Below are 25,649 nucleotides of genomic sequence, written 5' to 3'. Positions count from 1 at the left end.
GACTTAGGGCTGGATAGGCGGAGAGAGAGAGCACCGCCTCAGTGGGGCGAAGCAGCAAGCAAGACTCACGTTGAGGTCGAGAAAAAAGCAACTGCTTGCTTCTCGCCCACCCGTTTCGGCAATCCTTTCGCCTCTGCCAATGCGCGCACGATTTGCCGCTGCCAATTGCGGTTCCCGTTTGCTGTCACCTCTATGTGCATCAATACGTCGCGCATCGATTTTACACGGCTCAATTTCGCGGGCTCGGCGCCGGTTTGAGTCGGGCTGCAGTTGTCGCACCAAAACCTGAGGGACGGGCTTCCACGGTAAGCACTCGCATAGCTGGCTTCACTGTTGCAGCCCTCGCATCGTTCAACGAACGGCTTTGAAGTGAATTTCTTCGCCAGCTCCCCAAAGTGCTTTGAGTGCTTCACGTCCAAAAAATTCTTCACGTTCCAACGTGCCCAGTCCGGAAACTTTAGCAGCACTTCCTGCGTGGTCTTACCTGCAAATTTCCCTGTCTGAAAACGCACCGACTTGCTCCATGACAATCCGACAGAAAACACTCACTTCAGCGCGAGGCTCAATCGTCCTCAACTGGTCTGCCCAGGAACGCTCGCATAATTCCCACCTTCTCAGGGTTCTTCATCTCGACCTGCTTAAGAACTGCGTTATGCAGCGCCTTGTCCATCATGGGGCCTGCGCGATAATGTCATCAAGCCGCGTGTCGACGGCGTCACCGTACTTGCCCAAGAAGTCGCGGATTAAACCAAATAGCCAGTTCGAAGAAATGCAACGGAATCAACGTAATGTTGATAAAATAGGGAAAACCTCAAACCCACACCTTCCAATGGCCTTGCCTAACGAACAAATCCAGAACATTACAACCTGTGCCCCAGAAGCGAATAAATAGACCGCAGGCCCCGCCGCCGGCAGCGACAGGCAATGCTGGCCCTCAGTTCGAGGCCAAAGTTGGCGCGTTCTATCTTCTGGCGTTGATTTCGAACGGCGAACCGCGCGCACTTCCCGGCGCGACCATCCGCACCGTTGAATTCCAGCAGCGCGGATCGGGCCGCCCTCTGGACGATGTGATCATTCAGGCCACGAACGCCGATGGCTCGGCGGCGACCCTTGAAATCCAAGCCAAACGCACGCTGACATTTACGACCTCCGACAGCGAATTCACAGATGTTGTCGTGCAGATGTGGGATGCCGCGCAGAAACCCGAATTTGCGACGACCCGATACGAATTGGCCGTTGCGATGTCACGAACGACAACGCGAGTGGAGCAAGCCTGCCAAGAAGTCCTGCACTGGGCGCGGCAGCTTCCGGACGGCGCGACATTCGCAGCGCATATCAACCGCGAAAAATTTGCGTCGAACGGAATGCGCGACTTCGTCGATGTGTTTCGCAAAAATCTCGCGGCTGCGGGTGGATCAACCGACGACAAGACCATTTGGCAATTGCTTCGTCGCTTTAATATCTTGGTTTTCGATTTTGAGTCACACAGCTCCGACTACGAGCACCGGGCGCGCGAACGGGCGCGGTTCGCTCTCGCTGCGGATCAAACCAATCGCGCGAGCGATCTATGGCCCATTCTAATTGAGTCTGCCGGAGCGTGCGCAAGAGCTGGCGGGGCGCTTGATCGCCCCGCGGTCGTCACCCCGCTCGAGACGGAATATGGGTTTCGCTTCGATCCAAGAGCCGATCTGCGGCCTATTGCGGCCCGCTTGTCGGAAGCGGCGGACCGCGCGCTGAATGAAATCAAGGACCAAGTCGGCGGCGTAAGACTTTCCCGAGGCGAGCTGATTGATCAGGCCTCCGCACTCCTTGACCCACAGCGCATTTTGCACATTGTCGGCGCACCCGGCGTCGGCAAGACATCGGTTATGAAACATCTCGCCCGACGTCTTCAGCCAGAAGGGCGTATCATCGTGATGCGCAACGGCCGGATTATTCCGGGCGGGTGGCTTTCGATGGCCCACGCGATCGATTGCAAAATATCGCAGGACGAACTCTTCAATGAACTCGGCTGTGGTGGAGGCGCCACCCTTTTCATCGACAATATCGACCAAATCGACAATGACGGCGACTGGGCTACGGTCACCGATCTACTCTCGGGCGTTGCGAAAAATCCTGGCTGGCGCGCGGTCGTCACCGGTGGGGTCGGCAACGACGACTGGAAGACCAAGCTTCCAGCCGACGTAAGCAGCGCCGATATCGTGACCTTGCAGGTTGAAGCAATCAATGATGATGAAACGGAGGTCCTGTCCGACGGCAACCAGGCGCTTGCGGTCATCCTGAGAAGCGGCCACCCGGCGCAAGGGATCGCGCGAAACCTGTTCTATTTGTCGCGGATGATCGAGCTTGGTGCTGGCCAAGCCGATGCCGCTGCCGGGATCGCGACCGAGATCGATTTGGCCGAGTTGTGGTGGCTCTATGGGGGCGGACGCGGCAAAGACGACGGTAGATTGTCTCGATTGAAAGTTCTGCGAGCGATCGGGACGCAGGTTCTCGCCAACCCTGGCCGCGTGGCGTTCAACATTGACGAGCTTGACTCACTCACCGTAGCGGAATTGCTGCGCTTCGATAGCTTACGGGAAGAAATCACGGGCGCGACAGTTGCCTTCCGGCATGATGTGCTGCGTGACTGGTCAGTCGGTTTTCTGCTTCACGACTATCCAGAACAGTTGAATGCCCTCCCGATGGACAGGCCGTTGCCGCCCGGGTTGGCACGGGGTCTTGAGATCACAGCACGCCTCGCTCTTGAGCGTGATGCCACTGGCGCTCGCTGGTTACAACTGCTCGGCACAGTCGAACGCGATGGCTGTCATGGAAGCTGGAAGCGGCCGGTGCTGTTAGCCTTGCCACGGTCTGAGCAGGCGTTCGAACTGTTCTTTTTGTTTAAGTCGGCCCTGGTCGAATCCGATGGACGGCGCCTTAGCGAGATCATTCGGCTTATGATCGCCGTCGAGTCGGTTCCGTTAGCCAAGGTGATCGCCAAGGTCCAGCCATCTGCCGTTGTTCCCTCAGGCGCGGGCGACTTGATCCTATTGAAGGGCCCTTGCTGGACGTGGTTCGTACTGTGGCTTGTGGCAGAGGCAAGATCATTGCCCACCACACTCATCCCCGACTTGTCGAAAGTGTTTCAAGCTTGGTTGATGTCGACACAACACAAATCGCTTGAGTGCAATTCGACGATTGTCGAGCTTCTCTTCGAGTGGCTAACGATGATCGAAGATCGGATGTCCCCCCGTAGTTATTCCGACGTGCGCGATGAGCGCCCCTCGCTTCACATCCCTCATGTCAGGGACGTTCGCGATGAAATTCGGATGACGGTCTTCTCATTCGCTCATCTGAATCCGGCAGCAGCCGAACGTTATATTTCCGGTCTCGATCCGGACGTGGTCCGGCACCATGAGATGAAGGCTATCCTCTCTGGATCGGGTACTTTGACGAAAGCCGCGCCTAAAGCGCTGGCAAATTTTGCGCTTGGCGCAATCATCGAGAAAGAGGATCCCGATGATCGATATCGCGGGAGTGACCGTTTTGGGCCATTCGGTGCGCACGATCACCTATTCTCGCCGGCATCACCGGGTCAGGGCCCATTTTTCGAGCTTTTGGAGCAATCGCCAGACGATGGCTTACGCCTAGTCCGCGGATTGGTGAAGCATGCAACACAGTGGCGGCGGGATCAGTATATCGAGGCGCGGCAGCCTTTCCCTCGGATTTCAATTCCGTTTCCGCACGGCACAAAATCATTCGAGGGCGACTGGTCAGTCTATCAATGGGCGCGCAGCGTCGCCCCATCCGCGATTACGGCATCGGCGCTTATGGCCCTGGAAGCCTGGGGACATCGCCAGATCGAGGCGGGGCGACCATTCGCAGACATCTTGGATGACGTGCTTGGGCCCGATGGTTCGAGCATCGCTTTTGTGTCCGTCGCCATTGATCTTGCGCTTTCACACTGGACTGAAGCCCATAGCGTGGCATGGCCCATTGTGGCGACGCCCGAGTTGCTGGAGTTCGATGACGCGCGTCACTCGCACGATATCGCCGGCACGAACCGGGTGCGGCCGTTTCAGCAGGAGCCGACTAGCTGGCGGGTAAAGTGCGCCGATCTTGATGCGAAAGCGTCGCGACGCAAACGATTATCTGACACCATCGGCTATTATGTCTTTCATGGGGACCCAGCCCAGCTCCAAGCGCTTCGCGCCGCGCTTGAACAGGCCGCTAATGAAATCGGGCAAAAGCCGGCGGAGGACGAAGACCCAATCAGTGGGCTTCGGGCTACGGCTGAGCGTGCCGTGCGCATGACGAACGCCGAACATTGGCCACTCGTCAAGATAAAGCTGAATGACGGCTCGGAGGCTGAGGTCCGGCAGTTCCAACGCGCCCCAGAGGAGGTGGCGCTGATTGAAGCGAAAGCGACTCGACTTGAGGCTGACATGCGACATCACAATGTGCGCATTAAAGTTCAGTTTGCCCTATTCGATCCCACCAAATCGACAGCGCAAGTTGTAAGCGAGGGAATCGAATGGGCCAAAGCGCAACCGGCGAACGCTAAACCAACGGCGGCCGAGGCGAACGAAGATGAGGAGGAGGATGATTTCGATAAGCAATCGGACCGGCGAGCCTTCGTCATGGCTGCGGCCCTCGCGGCGCGTGACTTCGACGGACCGGACCGCAGCGACGTCATCGGCTGGGCGCTACAGGTTTTGCGCACGGCATCAACTGAAAAAGGCAGAGAATACACCGGGAATGATCAGATCGAATACAACATTGCCGCGATAGCTGCCGTCGGTCTGGTCGAGCTGTTCTTAAAAGATCAAGAGCGCGCGACACGCGACTTGCTCCTACAGCTCGCAAGCAACCGACACCTCTCTGTGGTCAAGGCATTGGGCAGTCGTTTTTCGGAGTTGGCTCGGATCGATGCTCGTCTGCTTCGCTCGCTCATTCGCATTGTTATGATAACCTCCATCCATCCGCGCAGGGCGGAAACCAAGCGCCAAGATGAGACAAACCGGCGGGCGTACCGGGAGAAAATTGAGGCCGTGATCGCCTTGGAGCGTCAATGGCTGGATGGATCGGACGTTGAACCGGCGTGGCCCGAATTACCGGCCTGGTATTCACGGCCTCGCCGTAGCTTCCGGATCGGAGAATGGATCGACGAAAGCGATGATGAACCCGACGAGACTCCCGAGTGCTACATTGACGAGCGCACGCTTGGAGCAGTGGTCGGCTATCTCATCCGCCTAACGGTGGGTGACTTGCCGACTTGGTTGGTCGATCTTGCGGGGCACCTCATGCGGTGGACCAATCAGGCCAACGGGCCGCATGGTGAGGATGACAGAGATCGGGACAATCGGCCGTCTACGTGGAATTCACAATTTTTCGAATTCCTCGGCATTCTATCTGTGGCTCTGCCGCACGACGACGTGACTAAAATGTTCCTAGAACCAATTGTTCACTTCCGAGACGAAGCTTTCTACGACGTGATGGCTGAGTTCCTGCGCGGCTTCGACCGCGCAATGCAGGCGATCGATACCCGAACACCCGAAGACCCGGTGGCTGTTCGCGCCCTCTTGGTTGATCGCATCAGGAAGGGGAGAAACTTCAAGTATCTCGGGCGCGAAAAGGGCTTTACGACCGAAAGCCATGCTGGGGACGCGCTAAACGCGATGTTTTACCAGCCGCACCGCCTCTATAATCGCGGCCAGGCAACCATCCCGGACAATTGGACTGGCTTGGACGCGACCATGCCGATGTTGACTTCGCTTGTTACCGATGCGCCTTCGTCCGGTTATCTTACATCCCTGTTTCTTAACCTGGTGGAATCATCCCCTCGACCGTCGTTGTTACCCTTCGTTGTGCAGGCGACGACCGCTTGGTGTTTGGCCTACGGTGTCGATACTAACTTCTGGTCTGAAAAAAATGTTGGTGTTCGGGTATGTGCATGGCTCGACCGCACGCTTACGTCTGATATTTCATCGGACGTAATGTCGGAAGTTGTCGAAGACCTTCTCAAGTCCCTCGATATCCTAATTCAGTCCGGCGTCGCCCAAGCGCGAGAAATCGAAGAGCAGCTTTCCGGAATCGCTTCAAGCCGCAAGACTGCTTAGAGCTAGTCTAAGCGAAGGGCCTGAAATCAGCGCCAAATATCGCCGAGCTTGAATGTCAGGGACTGTGCGGCGGGCCAACCTGCGCGGACAAAAATGTCCAGACAATCCATCAGATCGTCCAGCCGTGCGCGATCAACAAAGATAGCGCGATAGTCCGCCAAATATCGCTGAACAATCCGCACGATCAGATCGGCCGCCATCGACTCGCTGCTATACCCGCCTTGCTCGGAGGCCTTCACTGATCGGGCAATAAGCTCAAAAATGCCGGACGGATCGAGCGGAATGAATGTCTCCAACGTTTGAATCAGATGATGCGCGATTGTAGCTACGCCGGCGTTTGCGAGCCGAACCATAATTGGCTTGGCCTCCCAATAAAGTCTGGTGCGCTCTGGAGAAATGTCGTCGGCAGAGACGGAGCCGCCAGAATGAACGCCGGCAGCAGAATAGAACCGAAGCGACACCTCATCCAGCACACCAAACATGTTGCGCACCGTGGCCACCTCCGCCACATAATCTCGCCCAACACATAAAAAAGGATCTCGCCCGAGGCCCTCCTGCACCAGCAATGCCAGACCCTGCATGCCCTTGCGCATGTCCGTGTGACCGGTTGCGATCCAGATCCTCGCCCCTGCTGCGATCGGGATCATCGCCGCTCCAGCAGATCCAACACGCGAGACAACGCGGTCATATCAACGCCGGCGTCCACGATCACGCGACATGCCGCGTCACTGGTTTCCACGTGAAGACCTCGATCCGGATAGCTTTGCCTTTGGCGTCCAGTTCGGCCGCCGTCCCGATGACCCGACGCCCCGCAAGATTGACGCTGACGCTTGGTTTGACCGTTCCGATGCTTCCCGGTTTGTGGTGCGGGAACAAACGGTGCGCATCAGTGAGGATGAAACACTTAGCCTGGTCCTTGTCGAGGACGAGCACATGCTCGAAGGTTAGCCCTCTACACTTTGTGACGCGAATATTCTGCCAGTTGTCAGCCGAATTATCATGCGCTTTACGAAATCGGCAATTCTCCACGAGTTTGCGAGGCAAGACCGATCCTATCGGCTGGCCATCATCTCGAGCCATTGGATCCAAGGCGGCGCTCAGTATAAGCCAAGTGCTGTTGAAGAAGCGCGAGGCCTACAGATGAAGGTACTCGACACGTGGGTGTCTTACTCCGATCTTGCAATGCTGCTTGAGCAAGACGCGTCGCGGTTTTCAATCACTACCGACTTTGTGCTTAACCAGCTTCATGCCCTCATTCGCATCCCTTTCGAGCTGCTAAGCGACTATTGTGAGGATTTTGATCGCGCAGGCACCGGAAGTGCGATGGTCAAAAAGCTTCGCGACGCGGATTGGTACGAATATGCGCGAGCCATCCGAAACACGGTATCGCACAATTTCCGTTTCGATTTTTCGCGATACAAGCCGGAGAAATTCCCCATCACGTGGCGTGGCATCTCTCTGACTCCGGACCTCGATGGGAAAACCATCACGTTCGAGTCATTATGGCACAAATCCGGCTATGCGCTCTTTGTTGCGATGCGGGCCTTTGCCGTGGCTTTGCCAGAGTAAGGGGACAATTGCTTCATGATCGTGCGAAAGCGATGAGTGGCCCGAGGTCATGGTTGTCGGCAGCCCGAAGCGCAGCCATATAAGTCGCACGGGCAGCGCCAGCAGTCTGCAAGTCGGCGCCGCCCCATGTGAAGCGTTGGCCGCCAAGCTGCACGATCAACACATCAGCAGCCGGCTGCAGCACCACGGGCTCCTCGATCATCTTGAGCGGCTGACCGGCCTCCTTGGACTGGTTCACAAGCTTGGTAATGGTCATGGTATTCGACACCATTCCGACCGCCTTGTTCTGTTGAACCGCCATGAAGGCCGAACCAATATCGACAAGTCAACGGATCGCGCGTGAAGGGCTTAGCCCTTAAGCAGCAGAACAAAAGTGCGAGCGGCTTGCCGCGCCCACACCTTGAGTGCGCGAAGGATTGAAGCCGAACGGCCAGGACGCGTTTGCGGCCTGGTTCACGAAGCTCCATGGGCGAAGCGAGGTGTTCGCCCTACATCACAACGGAGGGGGCTATTTCTTCCAATCGAAGTGATTCTTGTCGTATATACGCTCCGGTGTAACGTTCGGGAGCGAGAGTGATGGCCAACGCGCTCGAGATCTATAAGGCTCACCCGGTAAGATCGCAGCTCGGCAGGAGAGCCGCACAGTATGTGCGCATGTCGACACAACGGCAGCAATACTCGATTGAAAATCAGGCTGCTGTAATTGCAGCTTACGCGCACGCCCACAACCTGACGATTGTACGAACCTATCGCGACGAGGGAGAGAGCGGTCTGCTCATCAAGAACAGGGCCGGTCTTATGAAGCTCATAAAGGATGTCCAAGCAGGAGAAGCCGATTTTGGTCATATTCTGGTCTATGACGTAAGCCGGTGGGGCCGCTTTCAGAATGTCGACGAGAGCGCGCATTACGAATTCATCTGCAAACAGGCGGGCATCAACATCGCGTATTGCGCGGAGCAGTTTGATAATGACGGCAGCGTGCTCTCCAGCATCATCAAGAACATCAAGCGCGTGATGGCAGCAGAATACAGTCGCGAGCTTTCGGTAAAGGTTCACGCTGCGCAGTGCCGGTTCGCCCGACTTGGCTTCAAAGTCGGAGGTCGCCCCGGTTATGCTCTCTTGCGAGAACTTGTCGATCAGAGTGAGCGGTCGCGAGGTGTGCTGAAGAACGGTGATCAGAAATACCTCTCAACCGATCACGTCCGAGTGCGCCCCGGCATCCCCGAAGAAGTAGCCGTGGTGAAGTGGATTTTCGAACGATTTTTGCAGGTAAAGTCTGAAGCTATGATCGCCCGGGAGCTAAACCGGAGGGCCGTACTCACGAGCACAGGAGTTCGGTGGACGCGTGCAGCGGTTAACGCAGTGCTGCGAAACGAGAACTACATTGGAAATATGACCTTCAACCGCCGATCACGCAAGCTGCGGAGGAACAGCACCTGCAATCCTCCCGAGCTTTGGATCACCAGCGAGGGATGTATCGAGCCAATCGTTGAACGCGAAACCTTCCTGAAGGTAAGCAAGATCATTGAAGAACGGCGTGTCGACCTCACTGAAGAGGAGATGCTTGCCCGCCTACGCAAGACGCTGCTCAAGGAGGGACGCCTGAGCTCTGCTATCATAGCCAGAACGGTAGGCCTTCCTTGCGCCTCTACCTACCAAAACCACTTCGGTGGCATGATGAACGTGTATCGGCTGATCGGTTACGCTCCCAAACGAAACTATGAGTTTCTTGCATCACGTCCACAGTGGGCTGAGGAAAAGGCAAAGCTCGCCGCGGAAATCGCCATGGCTGTTAGAAAGGCCAGAGGCCAAGCTGCCTCTCGCGTCGGGACGAGTTCCTTGCGCGTAAACGGATCGATCAACATCTCAATTCGAGTAGCCCTCTGGTGCGGAAGGCAAGACCGCGCACCGTACTGGTCTATAAAGCGCGGGACACGCCTGCCTCACGGCTGGATTGCCGCACCCAGAATGGCTGAGCATAACAAGTCGGTGCTCGATTACGTACTGCTGCCCACTGACGGGAAGGTAAAACGAACCATGACGTTTTCTGAAAGGGCTCGCATTCGCCGTGGGATATCTCGCTTCGAAACCGCTGACGGCCTGGCACGAGCAATCGTCGGGCAAGTAGTTGGGGCAGGTCGTTCCTCCCCAGCGCCTCACGACAAGCGATCGAGACCAAAGCAACCCAAGACCAAAAGAGCCCCCGCGCGGCGTTGATCGAACGCAGATACAAGACCTTCCGCGAAGCAGTGCTTCATAATGCCGTCTTCAGATGTCGAGGAGACACAGCAGCCTCAGTTTGCCATGTCTCAGTTTCTGGATCAAAAACCAAACCGACCAGTCCGACGGTACAATCAAGAAAATCATTTCCGGGATCTGTCCCAAAAATTGCGCTGCTCCAGCTCGGTTCAACTTTCTGTTAGCGGTTCTGGACGACGTCGTGTGCAAGGCACGCACCGGCCGTAATCCGTCTCGCCGATTTGCTCCGCCAAGGCGGACTTCCCGCTTCCGGATTCGCCGACGAGCAAGCACGCGCGGTCCCGGTTGAGCCAATCGCGCACCTTGGCGTGGGCTTTATCGGAGGTAGCGGCGGCAAGCCAGAAATCTGGCTGCGAACATCGGCCATAAGCTCGCGGCTTGAGCGATCTAGGACTTCCCAATCGTGCCGATAGTCGGGATGGTCATGCAGGTCGAATTCGTCGCGCAGCTCGACAAGCAAGCCTGCCAGATCGATCGATCCGCCCGCCCGATTCCCTAGGCCCGCTCGTCGAGCGAAGAGGCGGGCAAATATTGCGGAGTTACCTGTTATTGGCAGTCAGAATCCCAAGCGACCGGCCACCTAGTGTCCTGAACCAGAAGTTCGCAACATCGGGTCGTGTTGTACCGGGGCATTGTAACGGCAGAAGCGCTCGATGGAAGCAAGGACGTCATCGGCGGATTTGGTCCATCGGAACGGTTTGGGGTCGGCGTTGTGTCGTTCGATGAACGAGGCGATGTCGGCCCTGAGGGCGGCGACGCTGCGATAGACGCCGCGCCTGATCTTCTTGTCGGTAAGGAGTGCGAAGAAGCGCTCGACCTGATTGAGCCATGACGAACTGGTCGGGATCAGGTGCACATGCCAGCGCGGCCTTTTAGCCAGCCATTTCCGGATCAGCGGGGTCTTGTGCGTGGCGTAGTTATCCATGACGAGATGGACGTCGAGTTGGCGCGGCACCGCGGCCTCGATCTCGTCCAAGAACTTGCGGAACTCGGCGGCCCGGTGCCGTCCGTAGCACTTTCCGATGACCCGTCCGGTCGCAATGTCGAGGGCGGCGAACAGCCTCGATGTAACCAACGCCGAGCGGACGATGCTCGCGCTTCGGCTCGAAAGCCGGTGGTCGAACATCCGGCATGAAGGTCAGCTCGGCCATCTCGGCCTTCAGCTAGAGCGTACTGGGAAGCAGCACTTTCGCGCGAACCAGCATGTGGCGATAATCGCTGTAGGGACGATCTTCGTATCGGGGATCTGTCACGCCAAAACTATAGCTCCAGTCCCAATCCAAGATCTGCAGGATGTAGCAGGACACAGAATTCCGAGGTTCGGCACGATGCGTCTGCCTGCGCATTGACGTTGCTCCGCTTGCTCATCGGGCACTGATCGATTGCCGTGCCGCCCTCTCTCGAGCGCGCCACGCGTCCCCTCTCCGGCCTTGTCGCACCTACGTCGGCTGATGGATGCAAGTGCCGCCGGCACTGCTCCACTTCGTTCCGGTCGCGGCGCGATGCATCCGCCTCCTCCAGCGCACGGCCTCCCTCGAAGACCGCGATTGGTGCGGTTGAGCGATGGAGGACAAGATGCAAACCTGGACAATCTCCGAACTGATGCACCTGACACGAGACGAACTCTGCGATCTCGCAAGCAGGATCGAAGGTACCCTCACCGGCTTCGAGCCAGGCACTCTGAGCCGGCTGAATGCTCTAACCAGCCTCGACAACATCCGCCGCGTGATGTGCACACGGCGCCTAAAGTTCTAAGACCACATTCAATACCGCCGGCCGGGCCTCTGCCCATGGAGGGGCGCGGAAGAGTTGAAGCTCGAGCCTTGCGGGTGTCTGCTGCGAGTCTCTGCAACCCAATTCGCAAACGACTTGATACAATACAAAATGGCCCGCATTACGTGGGCCATTTTGCTTTTGGGGACTCTTGCGCGACCATCCCGAACCACCGCTAGTCTCGCCAGCAGACATCGGTCCCTTGAAACAGCGCGCTGGACTCGCGTGGCCGTTAGGCGATCTTGTGCGAAAGCTCTATCGAGCAGGACCGCCATTGAATCGGCAACAACGTCTCACCTCGCATTGGCGAGCGCGACAATGCCGAGGATCGCTAAGGCAATGAGGCCCGTCGAAAGAATCGCTATCGGCCCCTTTCCGATAATCACAATTCTGTGAAAAGTGAAGATGACTTCCAATCCGTCGGTCTTGCGGCTCATTTTGTCCTCGCCTTGTGGGTTAGCTACGCAGGTATTGACGGCCTACCGCCGTCCAGCGAGGAGGCTTGGAGTGCAGAAATTTTTTTCTGAATACCCCCCTCAGTTTTGGTCGCCGTGTCGTCTCTCCCATCGAGAGGGTACGCAAGTGTCCCCTCTGACTATGGTCATGCAACTCATGGAGAGAACTCCTATGAACACGAAGTTCGTTGTGAGGACAGCTGCTGCGATCACCCTCGTCTTCGCCCTGTCAATCGAGACGACGCATGCGCAAGCCGTTCTAATCCCACGCATTATCAGTGCCGTGCGCGGAACATCGGCTACAGTTGATGCCATCGCCGCCGCGCGAGCAGCCTCCGGGGTGAGCGCCCTCGCAAAAATCGGGGCATATAGCTCGCTTCCTTCTGCGAAGGACTCGACGGTCGGAGCAGTGGGGATAGCTGCGTCGAGTGGCCTAAGCACCAGCGACATGAGCCTCCAGTTGAGTACTGAGAGGTACGGTATGCTGGGTTCGACGTTCGATACAGCGCTTGGAGATGGCGTCACTATTGCGGCCGAGCAAAAGGCGCTGGCGACACTCTCCCTAGAAGAGAGCGACGTTAGGGCGGTCTGTGAAAAGGAGCGTGATGCGGCTCACCGCAATCTAGCTAGCGCGCGCGTCTACATGGCATTATCCGCCAATGCGGGCAAGCTTGGCTCACCCTATTCGCGCCGCGACGATGATGTCCAAGATTTGTTTTTGAAGCTATTGCGCAAATGCGACGAGATACTGGCAGGCAAGTACGCCAATCTCCCGGGTTACCTGTTTACAGTCGTTGCTAACGATCAGGTTGATAAGCTTCGCGGGGAGATAAGGAGTAGACAGTTGTTTCGTCAAACAGCCGACGTTGCAGCGGCTGTCGGCTTAGGAGTAGCGGCTGACTCGGGGCATCTCGCTGCTAAAGTGGCGACAGAGCAAAGGCTCAAAAACCTTGAAAAAGTGAGAGAGGCGCTCACCTCGCGGCAGAAGGAAGTTCTCGACGGGCTGACTCTTGGCCGCAGCTCGGCTGAAATCGCGAGTGATCTTGGCATTAGTGCAGAGCGAGTTGGCGAAATCCGGGGGCAGATTAAGAAGAAGTATCTGCATATGTATCCGTCCGAACGATGGGGGTAAAGGAAACAGAGCATGTTGCCGGTTGTACACGGACGAAACCCAAGATCGTCAAAAGCTTGGGCTTTGCTCTTTCCGTGGCCGGCTTCTTCGTCGGACAGAACGGCCGCCCACCGCCTTATAGGAGGGAAGCTCCATCTCCTGTTTACTGCTTTGAGTGAGGACTGAGGAAAGAATATCCGTATGAATTGACAGTCCAGGCATCATCCGGATTGACCGGCTGATATACGTGTCAACTTAATGAACCTCACACTCACGTTGAAATCCATTGCTTCAATATCCCTCGCCTCTTCCCGCAAGGTGAGCTTGCTGAAGAACGGAATATTGTGCGTGCCATCCGATCTTGGAAAGTCCGCAATCTGAAATTCGATGGTCCAGCGATCGTCGAGCGCAGCTCGCAAATCTTGATCAGCCTGCGCGCCGTATAGTCGTCCGACCGTTTCGACGAGCTTGATGCGAAACGGCTCATACTTGCGAAACATCTGCGCCGATACGCCGCCTTGTTTGAAAAAATGACTCAAGATGCTCGACTGTCGCGAGCTTTTCTTGACGTGAATGAATCGCCGTCCTGGAATGTCGAGCAGATCACACATTTCGATGCCAGGCCCGGCCACGTCGTCGATCTGAATAAGCTTCTGATCGAGAAGGAGGTAACCGGCCTCTTGTGCGATTTCACGATTGTACGACTCTTCGGATTGATACCCGATCTTCTGCTTCTTGCCCTTGCGCTCGTTGAGAGCCACTTTTTTTTAGCGGCCGCAATTTCTTGTCCGGTGGTCCATGCAACTCCGAGAACTTCCGGTCGGCGCCTTCTTTGAAATTCTTTCCGATCTGGTACCAACGACCCTCATTGAGTGCATATCGTTCGTCTTTGAGAACGAGAGACCCCACCAGGGCGCGATGAACCGACCAGGACTGGAGCGGCCGGTTTTCACTTTCTGAATAGGCAGCGATCGAGTGCCTTTCGATGTCTTCCAAAGTCAACGAGGCGAGTTTTGATCCTAAACTGCCTCTGTAGAGTTCGAGCGAAAGATCAGGATGAAAATCGCTAAACCCGGCATGCTCGAAACGAAACGATACGATACTTTCGGAGACGATCTCAGGCAGCGCGACTTCAAACTCATCGCTTGTTCCTTGGAGAGCGCTGATGAGCTCGTCGTTCAGCTTTTCCTCAACGGCGGTGTCGAGCACTGGTGAAAGGAAATCGATGAAGCGAAATCCGGTACCTTGGTAGGCCTTCGACTTGAAATACTGAACAGCCTCGATAGCGGCATCCGGAACATCTGTCAGCTCTATCTTTTTCGAGAACCGCAGCGCGCGTGAACCGGTCACATTCTGCGCGAAGTCGCTGTCCTCGGCCCGGCCGCTGACCTTTCGGATCAGATCTAACGCATCGTCGATACCGAATGACCGAAGGTCGCGTTGTCCGGCTGCTTGCGCGAAGTCCCGTATGGCAGCGCCGATGTTGGCTCGTTCAACACTGCGAAGCTTCTCGTCACTAACTGCATTCACCGCGACCTTGAGACCAAAATCGGCTTCGGTCTTGGCATCATCCAGATAGACGTGGGCGTAGGAGAAAGTCAGCGCGAAGATGCGGGTGACCCTCTTCTTTTTCGGCGTTTCGGTTTCGACCACTTTATCGCGTATCGTGACTTGATAAAGCGAGGTCATGCGCTGCTGGCCATCCAGCAAGAGCGATTGCGGAGAAACGCCCCGGGCCTCGGGAGGAGCTCCCTCGACCGGACGCGGCTTGAAATTCCTGTTGGTCGATCTCGTCAACAATGTCGATCAGCTCGCAGAGGCGAAGGATGAAGTTCTCAAGCGTGTTGCGGAACGTGCCGCAGAGTCCGATCAAAAGCGCCTGCGTCGCGCTGTGCGCGAATATGGAAGCGAGCGCACCAAGAAATTTTTCGATCGCGCGCTAAAGCCGGGCGAATTGCATGCCGCGTGATTACCTCCACAATCATCCGCAATTCGCGGATCTGATCCGTATTGTGGCAGAAGAGAAGGGTATTGATCCAGCGTTGAGCGTTCGCTCTTGCCATTGCTTCGATCCGAAAGCTCGCGTCGTTGACGAATGCCGCGATCTGCGAGCGCCACGCGAATAGCGGTCAAGTGGCGGTCCGCTGGATCCCAAGCATTGCTGCCGAATGATACCCGCATAAGCAAACCTTGTCGGCTAACGAGGCTTATCTTCGTCACGTAGTTCGTGCCGTGTTCTGCCATCCATGCTGCGTCCGTGCTGCGTGGAGCGGCCGACATAGTTTGGAAATTATTGAAATTAAACGGGAATTTTTGCGAACCGGTCGGCGTCGGAATTTGCAGCAAGGATTCGCAGATTTCGCCTGTTTTTGTTGACGTTTCGTAGAAATCGGTAGAGCGAAACAGCACAGAAACGGCCATTCCGAGTGGAATCAAAATCCGCTGTGGAGTTGTTGCAAGACTTGGATTTTAACCGACGCCCCTCAAGACTCTAAGCCTTACGCGCTACCAAGCTACCAATCCCAAAGTGGTTGCCCCTCTTGAGCCTTCGTCACTAGAGTCTTGAGCCGCTCTGTCTTAGGCATCACTAGTTGATACCCAATGTTATTTAGTGTGCGCACAACCTCAGCAAGCAGCGCTTCAAAATCACCTAGCGTCCAGACGTTTACGGTGCTGGGATCCTTGTCCTTATCGGGCTTTCGAAAGATCGAATTGGCTACTACTCTAACCCAGTCTTGCTCGAACGCTCTTTGACAATATTCCGAGAATGTCTCGATGGGTGTCCTGTGCCCCAGTATAGCCTTCTTGATGGCGCCGTCCGCAGAGAACAATGCCCGTTCAATCCGAGCCGGAATGAGAGCCTGTTCCGATGGGGGCACAGGCGTAAAGGAATACACGGATTCTAGCGTTGCTTCCCACTCTTGGCGCCAACGCGATTGGACTCCGTCCACAAATTCGTTCTCTCTAAGAAGGTTGACAAGCGCTTCTGACGCCGCCTTCTTGCCAACAGAAAATTCGGCAAGTGGGCTTTGCCCTCCATAGCGTGCAAACAAGCGTGCTTCCGCGTCCCGAACCAAAGGCTCGATTTCTATTCGACGTACCAACCTTCTATGATCATAGAACAGATCCTGCCACTGGTGAAAGAAGCGATCCAATTCGTAGGATCGATAATGGGTAGCTAGAGAAGCAATCGCGAATACGATTGGTGCGGCCAAGAACGATGTCTGCGTTGGCGGCCACGCTTCGACTCCATCCCGGAACACTACTCCAGTTTCACGAAGCGTGGATCGAATGCGGCTCGGCCGTTGCTGAAAAAACAGCAGAAGCGAAAATGTGCTCAACCATTCCAGCTGCGCTTCGTCTTCACTTCGATCCCTGTGTCGCGGCGCTTGCTCCCTAAATGTAACCACGAGCTTCCGCAAGTCGTCAACTTCTTCCGTCCAGACAGGCCACGACTTTTGGGCTTGAACGAGCCCGTGATCGTGTTGATTGATCGCGGCCTTGGAGAAAGCGATCACGCTTTCCCGCGCCAGATTCGGATCGAGCGCTCGCCCTGCCTGCTTTGCGAAGGCAACGAGGCTTTCGCCCGAAGCGGTCAAATTCTTTTCGTCCTGCAGGCGGCGGGCCTCGCGTCCTAACTCAGCAGAGATTTTCCACTGACGCCCGATGTGAAACAGAGTGGCCAAATAGAACGGTACACGCTCTTGCAAAAGTGCCGTGACCGCCTGTTCCGCGGCATAGTATGCTACCTGCGCTGAATCTAAGTCCAGCGACTTGGCTCGTTCGGAATGGCCATCACGATCATCAAAAGATAGAATCCATTTCGCGTTTATATCCTTTTGAATTTCCTCCGGCAGAAGGGCCCACTTTAAACCATCAAGTTGTTGGCTGATATTCCCGCTTTTGAGCTTTCGAGGCTCTCCCTGGATTAGTATTTCCGCCATGTCAGCGCCCTGCGACAAGTTTTGAGAACTCTTCGCCTTCAAAATAGTTTCGGAACCCGATAGCTAAGGACTCCGAACTCCAATGCAGCCATTGCTTGAGGTCAACGAACCAAAACTTGTCGGCATTCAAGTCAGTGAAAAACATCAAGCAGGGATGCTCGCTTGCCTGGCAATCAAAGTGTTTCAAGATAGTTCGTATCTCGTCAGCGAGCAGAAAATCGTTGTTGGAAGGAGTGAGGAGCTGACGCGCCGAACGACGTTCGCCATCAATTGAAAGGAGCGGCTCATCGGGTAGATGAGGAATATCTGCGACTGCTGGAGCCAGAGCTGCTTGGTCGAACAGCTTTGCCCAGAGGTTGGACTGCATTCTCGCGTACGCGATGTATTCTTGGCTCGGCGAATGAATAACGAACAGGGTGCAATGCTCGCCAACGTGCGAATGCAATGCACTCAATCCTTTGGCCGCGATGTATTCCGGAAATTTGTGATCCGAAGCGTGATAGACCAACAACCCATATAGCGTTTTGCCGGCCCCACTGATCTTCAACCACGAAGCGCGAAGGCTTTCGAACCCAGAGATGGGAATTACGCCGTACGGGCTGTTCATTACTCCGTGTCTCCATCCGGCCGCCGTTCGCGCAACACCCCTGCGGGCCGTGGCGGTGGTTCGGACGGCGCCCCCTTGTCGATAATGCGGTCCTCAAGGAGCAGCGGCGGATTTACCAAATAAGCCAATGCGGCTAGCGCAATGCCACCCGCTGCATTGCCCGTGACCACACCGAGATTAAAGCTTAGCGCGATGGTGCCGCCAACAACCCAGCCGAACGCGCCGGCACTAAGCGTCAAGATCGTGCGAAAAATCAACAAGGCGGCGGGCGGGACCGGCTTGCCCCGTAGATAGATAAGCACCGCAACAATCAGCAAAAGAAATAGGAAGACAACAGCAAAGGTAACGCCCAGCAAGGCCGTAATGCTGATCGTTCCGTCGACAAGATTTCCCGGCATCGCCCCCTCCTCGACGCGGCTGTCACTCTTTCCGTTATTACACCAAGATGTCCCAAGAGACCGATACAAGCAAGGATTGATGGCCGTCGACCTCGGGGATTTTCCCCTTCAGATGGTCGCCATCCGGCGCGGCAACCTTGAGAATGCCGCGATACCGAGCACCTTGGCGTCAGAACGGAGTAGGCAGCGAATGTTGTCGTTCGATCATCGAAATTGCCTCTCGTCGCATCAACTAAATTTCCTGATTTTGAGAGCGAAGAAGACGGATCGCACGCTAAAGTTTTGTGCCGTTTTGTGCCAGTTTTGTGCCGTGGAATTCTTGCGGGCGGCTGGGAATCCGAGCCGAAATTTCCCTAACCCATTGCGAAACAATGGTTTTCGTTCGAAGAGATTGCGAAAGGCTTGTAAGGCATGAAAAAGCCCGCCAGAGGCGGGCTAATTCTTTGATTTCATTTTTAAATCTTGGTTGCGGGGATAGGATTTGAACCTATGACCTTCAGGTTATGAGGCCGAAGGTCCGAATGAAAACAACAATCGCTCCGGACGCGTCCGGGGCCAATCGAACCGGTTCGTCCTATTTGTACGCCACAGCTACTCAGCAGCCATACCTACGCACTTGATTTCTTTCTCGCTGGATCAGCCTACGATCTTATTGCCTCAGACCGATCACGGTTCGGGACGGAGGCATGCGCGGCAAGCACGAAAAGACTCGGATCGAGGCATTTGGGTCGGCAGATTCCAGCAAAATGCCGCGTGCGATGAAGCGCCGTCGCAAGAACCGTGGCGTGCCGCCGCCCGCGACCTTCGATATCGATACGCTGCCGGGCAGCTCTAATTTGACGGCATTGGAGGCCGCCGCGGTCATCCGGCGCACGCCCGGCGCCCTAGAGCAGTGGCGGCGGGATCCGAACCACCCGCTGAAATGGCGTTACGTCGACGGCCGGCCACTCTATCGTGTTGATGCGGTGCGTGACTATCTGGCCAAGTGCGACAAAACCCCTAAGACGCCTCAGCCGCATAGTGCTCACGGAGACGCCCGAGGAGCTCGGCCTTGATCGGGTCAAGCGGATTCGTCCGCTGAAGGCGCACGACTTTGCCGACCCGTTTTGCGCCGACCAACTCCGCAATGTAGTCGTGAGCCGCTTCGAACGCCATCTTGCGGATGATCCATTGTTCGTCGTGATTGTAGACCTGATCGATTCCGCTAGGTTTTTGCCCGACGCACAGCCGTTGGATTTCGTTGTCATAGCCACAGCGTGACATGACGGTGCGCAAGCTGCGCCTTAAGTCATGCATGGTGAACTTGGCGACGCTCGCTTCCTTGACCAGTCGGTTGACCATCTTGGTGAAGCCGGACATCTGGCCGCCGGTCTTCGGTGACGGGAAGACATAGTCGGAAGTTGCCCGCTGGAAATGTTTCGCGGCCGCGAGCACTTCGTTAACTAGGTGAGTGCGCGGTACATCGTGGTGCAACCCCATCTTGGTCCACGCCGCATCGAAGCTGATACGGTCGTCCATGATGTGCTTTTGCCACTCGATCAGGGTAGGCTCGCTGCGGCGCGGGCCACCAAGCAGGCACATGCGTGCCAGGAGACCGAAAGCCCCGAGCTTGCCGCATGCATCCCAGACCTTGATGATTTCCTCATCGGTCAGCGCGCGACCCTTCGTTCGGCGTCCGACCCTTTGCGCGCGGGTTTCCTTGGGCGCGCGATAACCGGCGAGCACGTTGTGCTCGACGTAACCTTCGCCGACGCACCATTCGAGGAAGGTATGCACGTGCTTGCGCAAGTCCCTAGCTGCACCGCGCTTGCCGGTCTTGGCAATCTTGTCGACCGCAGCCATGATCTGCCGTCGCGTTAGGTCCCCCACACCGCTTTCGGCGCGATCCTTGAGCCCGCGCCGCAGCGCCGACATTGCTGGCTTCCAGTTGACGACTTGACGTTCGGTCAGGGAGGTTTGGTAGGGACCATCTTCAACAATGAGGGTCGCGAGCGTGGTGCGCTGCTTCTCGGCTACCTGTTGCCGCCTCGCCTCGCGCTTCGCGTCGTTCGGGTCCAAGCCCTTGACGACCTCGCCTGCGGCGATGGTGGCGGCCTTGCGCGCGGCCTTCTCATTATATTTGGGCCACGCGCCAAGGGTCTTGCGCTGGGTCCCCCTCACACCCGGCTTGGTGAAGAGGTAGACCCAGGTCCGGCCGCCGGTGTCGCGCATGCGCAAGGCGAGGCCCGGCAGCTTGTCGTCGTGGAGATAATGCTGCGCTTTACCCGGCGGCAGCGTTGCGTTGCGGATCACCGCATCGGTGAGTGTCAGCTGGTTTGCTGGCTCCGTCATCATCCCTTCCCTCTCTCTGTGCCCCGGGTGTGCCCCGCAAGGAGCGGTCAGCCCTCGAACAGAACCGGGCCTCAGACCTCCCCCGTTTTTGTGCCCCAAGGGAAAATCCATGGCGGGCACAACGGGGGCATACAAAATGTAGCAAGGTCACCTATGGGCTCTTATGGCCGTACAGGGCCACAAACCCCATCAACTAAAGGATTTTTTATATCTCAACTATGGCCGGATTTGGTTAGCTCGGGTCTACAAATTGTGGTTCACACGGGAGAGGTCCAAGGTTCGATCCCTTGTGCGCCCACCATCCATTTTCCTGAATCCCTGCAGTATCGAACAATCCCGGGCAGTTGACGGCGCCGTTGGCGGCTTGCCGAGAGCGTTCGGCAAGAAAATCGAAAAACAACCCCATGCACAGTAGACGGCACCAGCCGGATCAATGGGTTACGCCTTTTCCGAATCCGAATTTGACGTGTCGGGCAAAACAGGGGCAGGATGCGATCATCCGGTGAGCATGCCGCCTGACGAGCAGACTGCGCGAGGCCTAACGTCGCACCGCCGGTTCAGGCGGTACAGGCCTGAGCCGGAACGACACCGAAATTCTTGCGGCCCGCCGCAAGAAACTCAAGGCCGCACAAGACGAACGGTTGCGAGCATCGCGCGATGAACAGGGGCCTTTTCGCTCGACCGCAAACAATGCATTCCTCGGCTTCGTCGGTCACGCGCAGGTACAGTCCAGCTTGCTTGAGCGGCATGCCTGTCGGTCAATGACAATTCAACACTTCAAATCAGCAAGTCATGAGGCGCAGGTGCAATGGCATGATGCGGACCATTGTTGCCGTGGTTGGCCGCGTGTTCCTCCCATGCATTGGGGATTGTCTTGGCGATGATGTCGCGGTCCGCATCGTGACCGGGCGGAACGTGCGGATGATTGAGCTCTTTTGGCTCAACTGCCGCGACGAGAGTGGAAGGAGTTGCCTCGCCATGGAAGCGGAACACCAGTTCTTGATCCGCAGGGCGATTCTCCGGCGCAGCTTTGGCCGGCTGGGCGGCCTCTAATGCGATTGCAGCAGATAGCTCAACCTGCTGCGAGTTTCCATGTCCGGTGATACCGCCGGTTAGGCCGCTCGGTTGTCCAATTTCGGCGCCTTCTGCTGCGATTGCAGAGGTTGAGGGTAGATCGTGCCCGGAATTGCCGTGTTCCACGACGGCGGGTTCTGCCGACTTCTCTGACGCGCTCGCAACGTCCGAAGCGGCAGCGCGATGCCCGGCACCATGTCCGGGCATGAAGTCAGCTCCAGCCAACTCCGTGGTTGCCGTCTTTGCCGACCCTGGCTCCGAAGGGTGCGGGTTACCGCGGTCCGCGTTGCCGCCAGTTGCGGCGATATCGGCTGCTGCCGGCGCTTTTGCAGAGGTCGAGTGCCCGGAGTTGCTGCCTTCGAAGCCGCCCGATTCCGCTGTCTTCACCGGCCCGGGCGAATCATCCGAAGGCTGGGAATGATGCTCATTGTCATGGCCGACGCCGTTGCCCGGCATGGACTTCGCTTCCGCGATCTCCGGGGCCGCCTTTGCTGACCCTGGCTCCGACGCGTGCTGCGAGTTACCACGGCCCCTATCGGCCGTTGCGGTGCCGGGTTCGACGACCTCGGCTGCTTCCGGCGCTTTTGCGGAAGTTGAGTGCCCGGAGTTGCCGTGTTCTACGCCGCCTGGTTCTGCCGACTTCGCTGCCCCTGGCGGACCGTCCGAAGCCGGGGAATGATGCTCATTGTCATCGCCGACGCCGTTGCCCGGTATGGACTTCGTTTCGGCGATCTCTGCGGCCGCCTTTGCTGACCCTGGCTCCGACGCGTGCTGCGAGTTACCACGGCCCCTATCGGCCGTTGCGGTGCCGGGTTCGACGACCTCGGCTGCTTCCGGCGCTTTCGCCGAAGTTGAGTGCCCGGAGTTGCCGTGTTCTACGCCGCCTGGTTCTGCCGACTTCGCTGCGTCTGGCCGACCGTCCGAAGCCGGGGAATGATGCTTACTGTCATCGCCGACGCCATTGCCCGGTATGGACTTCGCTTCGACCATCTCCATGGCCGACGCCTTTGCAGACCCTGGGTCCGAAGCGAGCTGCGAGTTACCATGGTCCGCGCTGCCGGCGGTGGCGACGCTCGGTTCGACGATCTCGTTCTGCACGGTCGACGAAACACTGGTGTTCGCATTGACCGGCTCACTCTTCGACTTGAGATTTTCAACTGCCGGAACCGTCGCGCTATGACCGGTCGATGATCCGTGAACCGATACACCAGACGCACCAGCGACTTCTTCCGTTGCATCCGCCGAATCGCTCGTGGAAGTCCTGGACCTCACCGACGCTCCCAAGTCTGTCCGAGTCTGTCTGAACTGGAACTTCAAGCCGTCGTCGGCCAGAACGCTCCAAACTCCAGCCGTCCCAAATGTGCTGTCGCTCGACCCGGCAATGGCATGGATGTCGTCAGTACTCAACGCAGTCTCATCGATTGCGGCTGCCGACGTCAGCAGTTCTTCGAGCTGATCCAAGGTGGCCGCGACGACCGCGCCTTCCTGCTGGTCGACGAAATCCGACTCCGCAATGGATACAATCCCCTGCAGATGGATTTCCAGCAGGCCGCGATCTCCGATATCAAGGATGCGATCGGTGGGATTTACATAGACGATCGTTTCATTGCTGGCGGCGTTGTAGATCCAGGCAAGGGTATGTGGCGGTATAGACTTGCTTGCTACTGTCAAATGCAGCCAAGCAAGCGCTCCGAAAGCCGCGAGATTGATCCTGCCCGGCCCAGATGCGAAATCGAAGACGGCATCGGAAGAGATGGTCCCGGAATCGACAGGGGAGCGATGAACAGCGTTCTCAACGTTGCCACCCGTCAACTGATCGCGGCCATATCCGCCGATACTGCCATCGTGACCAAAGTCTAAGCCAAGAGATTTTTGGAGATTGTCACTCGCGATGCCTGGGGCCATTTCGCCCCGAGCGCCTGCTTGAGCGAGGCTCTCGTTTCCATTGGCCGCAACCGCGGAAGGCAGGCGGAACTCGTGTGAAAGCAAACCCGGGGCTGAGCTGTCTCCATGATTGAGGTCATCACGGGTGATCGCGGCCACTTTTGCGGTCGCATTCTCCCCGGTGAGGCCCAGGAAGCCGTCGATCGACGCTTGATCCCGGTTATCCGAATGCACGGCGAAATGGGGATCGTGCAGTGCGTAGATCAACGCACCGGCGACAGTGGCGAAGGTGCCAAACCCTCCCTCAGTCAACACCGAATTGGAGGTAAGCCGCGGGAGCTGGTGTTCCAGGGCCGCGTCACCACCAACAGAGGTGTCGCGGAGTCCGCGTAGCAGAGGCGTGGGAGGATTGGGCGCGCCCGATCCAATGGGACTACAGTCTTTCCACGATTTCGCGCCGGCGAATTGCTCGGCCATGCGTAGCGCTTCCATTGGCGCCGGGTTCGTGACTTGGCCCACCTTGGCGAAGAAGCCCCTTTGGGCGAGTTGAGGCGGCTCGGCGGATTCCCAGACAATGAGGTGCCGGAGAATAGCTTTTTTCCACGGTTCATATTCGGCGTGCTCGCCCACGTGGCCGATGCCGTCGTCAATCGGAAGCATGTCGTTCGCTTCCGACGCCTTGAGTTCGTCCGCAATGGCGATCGCCAGAAACGCCAGCGCGATCGTCTCCACGCCGGAGGGACGTTGCAGCAACGCGAGAGTAGCGAGCACAGTTCTGTTGGTGATCTCAAGCTTCTGGAAGATATTGTACAGGTGTACTTTGACCGTCCCTGGGGACACGTTTAGCTCGCGCGCGATCTCCTTGTTCGACATTCCCTCTGAAACCAGTCGTGCGATTTGACGTTCCCGCGGCGTCAATAGCTCCAGCATCTTTTCGATTTTGCCGCCGTCGTAAGCGTCCTTTCCGGTTCGACGGAGATCGGACTGCGTCGGAAACACACTGCGCTTCGTCATCAGTCGCAGTGATCGCAGCATGGCGTCGAGGGAAGCATATTTCGAAATTGCGCCACAGGCCCCAGCAGCAATCGCTGCGGTTAGACCGTGATCGGATTCGGACTCGGTAAAGAACACCAAGCGCGTGGACAGATGCTCAGCTTTCGCAATCGCCAGGAACTCGGGTATCGTCAGATCTGGCAGGGTCTCAGCAAGAAGCGCGACATCGGGCGCCAGATTCCGGATTGCTTCGAGGCAGCTTGTCCCATCGCTGCATGCTGCAACTACGTCGAAGTCCTGCTGTGCTCCGAGCACCGACTTCAGTCCCTGAAGAACGATCGGTTGTCGATCTACGATCACGAGCCGGATGCGCGCGGATGTCTCCTGCTTCGCAGACACGTCTAACATGGACTCTGCCTCGGCCCGGCCGTCTATGTGCTTCGGCATATGGCTGACGACCGGTGGAAATATTTAAGTACAACTGATCGAGCGAGGAAAGAGACTTGGCGGGCCAACCCGACTTGGAACCGCAAGTTCTTGACGGCTTTTAGGTGGGAGAAGAATGTCATTTGACCCGATGGCCGTTGCGATTGACTGGCTCGACGCCTACCGCGCGGGCGATGTCGAAGCGATCTTGGAAATGCATGCCGAAGACGCCGTGGTTCACTGCGGCTGCGGCGGCGTCAAAACCATTACCAGTCGCGAGGCACTTCGTGCCTATTGGGTCGATCACCTCCGAGACTATCCGGCAGGCCAGCTGGACGATCTCAATCCTTCGCACGAGGGAACCATTATCTCCTACATCACGAATTCCGGTGTCATGAGTGCGATTCTCACGTTTGACGCCGCCGGGAGGATCAGGGAGCTAAACTGCAGCCCCTTGCACTAGATCGCGATGAGATCAGGGTCGCCATCGCGCTTCAGGCTATCGTTTGAGCATGATCTTTTCGGCGTAGCCGGGTTCATGGCGAGCGAATCGAACCGCATTTTGTCAGCCTCATCACGAACCTCCTTCGATCCTCAACAGGAACGCCGAACTGGGGTTCCTCCGTCAAGCGCACGACCCTGCCTTTGGTGCATCGCAAACCAAGTGATCCTCCGCTGGGGGTCCACCAGCGGTCGCGAGCCGATGTTGCCGAGCCGGGCGGCA

21 protein-coding genes and 1 pseudogene are annotated in these 25,649 nt (G+C 57.0%); 9 read left to right on the top strand and 13 right to left on the bottom strand.

Features of this window, described 5'->3' with window-relative positions:
* Positions 1–65: 65 nt before the first annotated feature.
* Positions 66–512 carry a hypothetical protein gene (locus ACYCVF_RS07495; protein ID WP_459606522.1) on the bottom strand — a complete coding sequence of 149 codons (447 nt, stop codon included), beginning with the start codon at positions 510–512 and terminating at the stop codon, positions 66–68.
* Between the two features lie 357 nt (positions 513–869).
* Here ACYCVF_RS07495 and ACYCVF_RS07490 point away from each other — a divergent pair, with 357 nt between their 5' ends.
* On the top strand, positions 870–6,101 hold the full coding sequence (locus tag ACYCVF_RS07490) for an ATP-binding protein (protein ID WP_459606521.1): 5,232 nt from the start codon (positions 870–872) through the stop codon (positions 6,099–6,101).
* 26 nt (positions 6,102–6,127) lie between these two features.
* On the opposite strand, the gene tnpB is transcribed toward ACYCVF_RS07490, so the two are convergent.
* Positions 6,128–6,748, bottom strand: coding sequence for an IS66 family insertion sequence element accessory protein TnpB (tnpB, locus tag ACYCVF_RS07485; RefSeq protein WP_459606520.1), 621 nt, complete (start codon positions 6,746–6,748; stop codon positions 6,128–6,130).
* 70 nt (positions 6,749–6,818) lie between these two features.
* Between tnpB and ACYCVF_RS07480 the strand changes: the two genes are divergently transcribed.
* Positions 6,819–7,049 carry a hypothetical protein gene (locus ACYCVF_RS07480; protein WP_027547620.1) on the top strand — a complete coding sequence of 77 codons (231 nt, stop codon included), beginning with the start codon at positions 6,819–6,821 and terminating at the stop codon, positions 7,047–7,049.
* Positions 7,050–7,100: 51 nt separating this feature from the next.
* The gene (locus ACYCVF_RS07475; RefSeq protein WP_459606519.1) at positions 7,101–7,670 is read left to right on the top strand and encodes a hypothetical protein; all 570 of its coding nucleotides are present in this window, start codon (positions 7,101–7,103) and stop codon (positions 7,668–7,670) included.
* Positions 7,671–7,683: 13 nt separating this feature from the next.
* On the opposite strand, the gene ACYCVF_RS07470 is transcribed toward ACYCVF_RS07475, so the two are convergent.
* On the bottom strand, positions 7,684–7,971 hold the full coding sequence (locus ACYCVF_RS07470; protein ID WP_459606518.1) for a hypothetical protein: 288 nt from the start codon (positions 7,969–7,971) through the stop codon (positions 7,684–7,686).
* Positions 7,972–8,246: 275 nt separating this feature from the next.
* Here ACYCVF_RS07470 and ACYCVF_RS07465 point away from each other — a divergent pair, with 275 nt between their 5' ends.
* A complete protein-coding gene (locus ACYCVF_RS07465) occupies positions 8,247–9,887 on the top strand; it encodes a recombinase family protein (RefSeq protein ID WP_459606517.1) in 1,641 nt (546 codons plus the stop codon).
* 622 nt (positions 9,888–10,509) lie between these two features.
* On the opposite strand, the pseudogene ACYCVF_RS07460 reads toward ACYCVF_RS07465, so the two are convergent.
* Positions 10,510–11,031, bottom strand: a pseudogene (locus ACYCVF_RS07460) (IS630 family transposase); the annotation flags it as partial.
* Positions 11,032–11,504: 473 nt separating this feature from the next.
* Between ACYCVF_RS07460 and ACYCVF_RS07455 the strand changes: the two are divergent.
* The gene (locus ACYCVF_RS07455; protein ID WP_459606516.1) at positions 11,505–11,684 is read left to right on the top strand and encodes a hypothetical protein; all 180 of its coding nucleotides are present in this window, start codon (positions 11,505–11,507) and stop codon (positions 11,682–11,684) included.
* Between the two features lie 311 nt (positions 11,685–11,995).
* Here the strand turns inward: ACYCVF_RS07455 and ACYCVF_RS07450 are convergent, their stop codons facing one another.
* On the bottom strand, positions 11,996–12,139 hold the full coding sequence (locus ACYCVF_RS07450) for a hypothetical protein (protein ID WP_459606515.1): 144 nt from the start codon (positions 12,137–12,139) through the stop codon (positions 11,996–11,998).
* A 190-nt stretch (positions 12,140–12,329) separates the two neighbouring features.
* Here ACYCVF_RS07450 and ACYCVF_RS07445 point away from each other — a divergent pair, with 190 nt between their 5' ends.
* The gene (locus ACYCVF_RS07445) at positions 12,330–13,289 is read left to right on the top strand and encodes a sigma-70 family RNA polymerase sigma factor (protein ID WP_459606514.1); all 960 of its coding nucleotides are present in this window, start codon (positions 12,330–12,332) and stop codon (positions 13,287–13,289) included.
* 200 nt (positions 13,290–13,489) lie between these two features.
* Here ACYCVF_RS07445 and ACYCVF_RS07440 read toward each other — a convergent pair whose 3' ends face one another.
* On the bottom strand, positions 13,490–14,029 hold the full coding sequence (locus tag ACYCVF_RS07440; protein ID WP_459606513.1) for a DUF6119 family protein: 540 nt from the start codon (positions 14,027–14,029) through the stop codon (positions 13,490–13,492).
* Positions 13,959–14,957: a TIGR04141 family sporadically distributed protein gene (locus ACYCVF_RS07435; protein ID WP_459606512.1), complete on the bottom strand. Its 999-nt coding sequence runs from the start codon at positions 14,955–14,957 to the stop codon at positions 13,959–13,961. Before ACYCVF_RS07435 ends, ACYCVF_RS07440 begins: the two co-directional genes overlap by 71 nt.
* A 91-nt stretch (positions 14,958–15,048) precedes the next feature.
* On the opposite strand from ACYCVF_RS07435, the gene ACYCVF_RS07430 reads away from it, so the two are divergent.
* Positions 15,049–15,237: a hypothetical protein gene (locus ACYCVF_RS07430; RefSeq protein ID WP_459606511.1), complete on the top strand. Its 189-nt coding sequence runs from the start codon at positions 15,049–15,051 to the stop codon at positions 15,235–15,237.
* A 544-nt stretch (positions 15,238–15,781) separates the two neighbouring features.
* Here the strand turns inward: ACYCVF_RS07430 and ACYCVF_RS07425 are convergent.
* Genes ACYCVF_RS07425 through ACYCVF_RS07415 form a run of 3 tightly spaced genes read right to left on the bottom strand, consistent with a single transcriptional unit; the run spans position 15,782 to position 18,217 of the window.
* Positions 15,782–17,254 carry a hypothetical protein gene (locus tag ACYCVF_RS07425; protein ID WP_459606510.1) on the bottom strand — a complete coding sequence of 491 codons (1,473 nt, stop codon included), beginning with the start codon at positions 17,252–17,254 and terminating at the stop codon, positions 15,782–15,784.
* Entirely contained in the window at positions 17,214–17,819 is a 606-nt protein-coding gene (locus ACYCVF_RS07420) for a hypothetical protein (RefSeq protein WP_459606509.1), read from the bottom strand. The genes ACYCVF_RS07425 and ACYCVF_RS07420 overlap by 41 nt, the downstream gene beginning before the upstream one ends.
* Positions 17,819–18,217: a hypothetical protein gene (locus ACYCVF_RS07415; RefSeq protein ID WP_459606508.1), complete on the bottom strand. Its 399-nt coding sequence runs from the start codon at positions 18,215–18,217 to the stop codon at positions 17,819–17,821. The genes ACYCVF_RS07420 and ACYCVF_RS07415 overlap by 1 nt, the downstream gene beginning before the upstream one ends.
* Positions 18,218–18,903: 686 nt before the next feature.
* On the opposite strand from ACYCVF_RS07415, the gene ACYCVF_RS07410 reads away from it, so the two are divergent.
* Entirely contained in the window at positions 18,904–19,272 is a 369-nt protein-coding gene (locus ACYCVF_RS07410) for a hypothetical protein (RefSeq protein WP_459606507.1), read from the top strand.
* On the opposite strand, the gene ACYCVF_RS07405 is transcribed toward ACYCVF_RS07410, so the two are convergent.
* The 3 genes from ACYCVF_RS07405 to ACYCVF_RS07395 all read right to left on the bottom strand — a co-directional run bounded on the left by ACYCVF_RS07405 (position 19,217) and on the right by ACYCVF_RS07395 (position 24,907).
* On the bottom strand, positions 19,217–20,548 hold the full coding sequence (locus ACYCVF_RS07405; RefSeq protein ID WP_459606559.1) for a tyrosine-type recombinase/integrase: 1,332 nt from the start codon (positions 20,546–20,548) through the stop codon (positions 19,217–19,219). The two genes, ACYCVF_RS07410 and ACYCVF_RS07405, sit on opposite strands and share 56 nt — an antisense overlap.
* A gap of 557 nt (positions 20,549–21,105) precedes the next feature.
* Positions 21,106–21,297 (bottom strand): hypothetical protein, encoded by a 192-nt coding sequence (locus ACYCVF_RS07400; protein ID WP_459604599.1) that lies wholly within the window; start codon positions 21,295–21,297, stop codon positions 21,106–21,108.
* A 28-nt stretch (positions 21,298–21,325) separates the two neighbouring features.
* Entirely contained in the window at positions 21,326–24,907 is a 3,582-nt protein-coding gene (locus tag ACYCVF_RS07395) for a LuxR C-terminal-related transcriptional regulator (RefSeq protein ID WP_459606506.1), read from the bottom strand.
* A gap of 154 nt (positions 24,908–25,061) precedes the next feature.
* Between ACYCVF_RS07395 and ACYCVF_RS07390 the strand changes: the two genes are divergently transcribed.
* Positions 25,062–25,388 (top strand): nuclear transport factor 2 family protein, encoded by a 327-nt coding sequence (locus ACYCVF_RS07390; protein WP_459604597.1) that lies wholly within the window; start codon positions 25,062–25,064, stop codon positions 25,386–25,388.
* Positions 25,389–25,649: the final 261 nt, after the last annotated feature.

This window comes from Bradyrhizobium cedriense (genome assembly GCF_054602315.1).
Note: the sequence above shows the minus strand (reverse complement) of the source record. Positions and strands in the feature narration are given on the sequence as shown.

Bases quoted from the DNA above. Each gene is read 5' to 3' on its own strand.
- tnpB (WP_459606520.1), bottom strand. From the start codon at position 6,748: ATGATCCCGATCGCAGCAGGGGCGAGGATCTGGATCGCAACCGGTCAC.
- ACYCVF_RS07480 (WP_027547620.1), top strand. From the start codon at position 6,819: ATGCCGCGTCACTGGTTTCCACGTGAAGACCTCGATCCGGATAGCTTT.
- ACYCVF_RS07475 (WP_459606519.1), top strand. From the start codon at position 7,101: ATGCGCTTTACGAAATCGGCAATTCTCCACGAGTTTGCGAGGCAAGAC.
- ACYCVF_RS07470 (WP_459606518.1), bottom strand. From the start codon at position 7,971: ATGGCGGTTCAACAGAACAAGGCGGTCGGAATGGTGTCGAATACCATG.
- ACYCVF_RS07465 (WP_459606517.1), top strand. From the start codon at position 8,247: ATGGCCAACGCGCTCGAGATCTATAAGGCTCACCCGGTAAGATCGCAG.
- ACYCVF_RS07455 (WP_459606516.1), top strand. From the start codon at position 11,505: ATGCAAACCTGGACAATCTCCGAACTGATGCACCTGACACGAGACGAA.
- ACYCVF_RS07450 (WP_459606515.1), bottom strand. From the start codon at position 12,139: ATGAGCCGCAAGACCGACGGATTGGAAGTCATCTTCACTTTTCACAGA.
- ACYCVF_RS07445 (WP_459606514.1), top strand. From the start codon at position 12,330: ATGAACACGAAGTTCGTTGTGAGGACAGCTGCTGCGATCACCCTCGTC.
- ACYCVF_RS07435 (WP_459606512.1), bottom strand. From the start codon at position 14,957: ATGACCTCGCTTTATCAAGTCACGATACGCGATAAAGTGGTCGAAACC.
- ACYCVF_RS07420 (WP_459606509.1), bottom strand. From the start codon at position 17,819: ATGAACAGCCCGTACGGCGTAATTCCCATCTCTGGGTTCGAAAGCCTT.
- ACYCVF_RS07415 (WP_459606508.1), bottom strand. From the start codon at position 18,217: ATGCCGGGAAATCTTGTCGACGGAACGATCAGCATTACGGCCTTGCTG.
- ACYCVF_RS07410 (WP_459606507.1), top strand. From the start codon at position 18,904: ATGCGCGGCAAGCACGAAAAGACTCGGATCGAGGCATTTGGGTCGGCA.
- ACYCVF_RS07405 (WP_459606559.1), bottom strand. From the start codon at position 20,548: ATGACGGAGCCAGCAAACCAGCTGACACTCACCGATGCGGTGATCCGC.
- ACYCVF_RS07400 (WP_459604599.1), bottom strand. From the start codon at position 21,297: ATGCCGCTCAAGCAAGCTGGACTGTACCTGCGCGTGACCGACGAAGCC.
- ACYCVF_RS07395 (WP_459606506.1), bottom strand. From the start codon at position 24,907: ATGTTAGACGTGTCTGCGAAGCAGGAGACATCCGCGCGCATCCGGCTC.
- ACYCVF_RS07390 (WP_459604597.1), top strand. From the start codon at position 25,062: ATGTCATTTGACCCGATGGCCGTTGCGATTGACTGGCTCGACGCCTAC.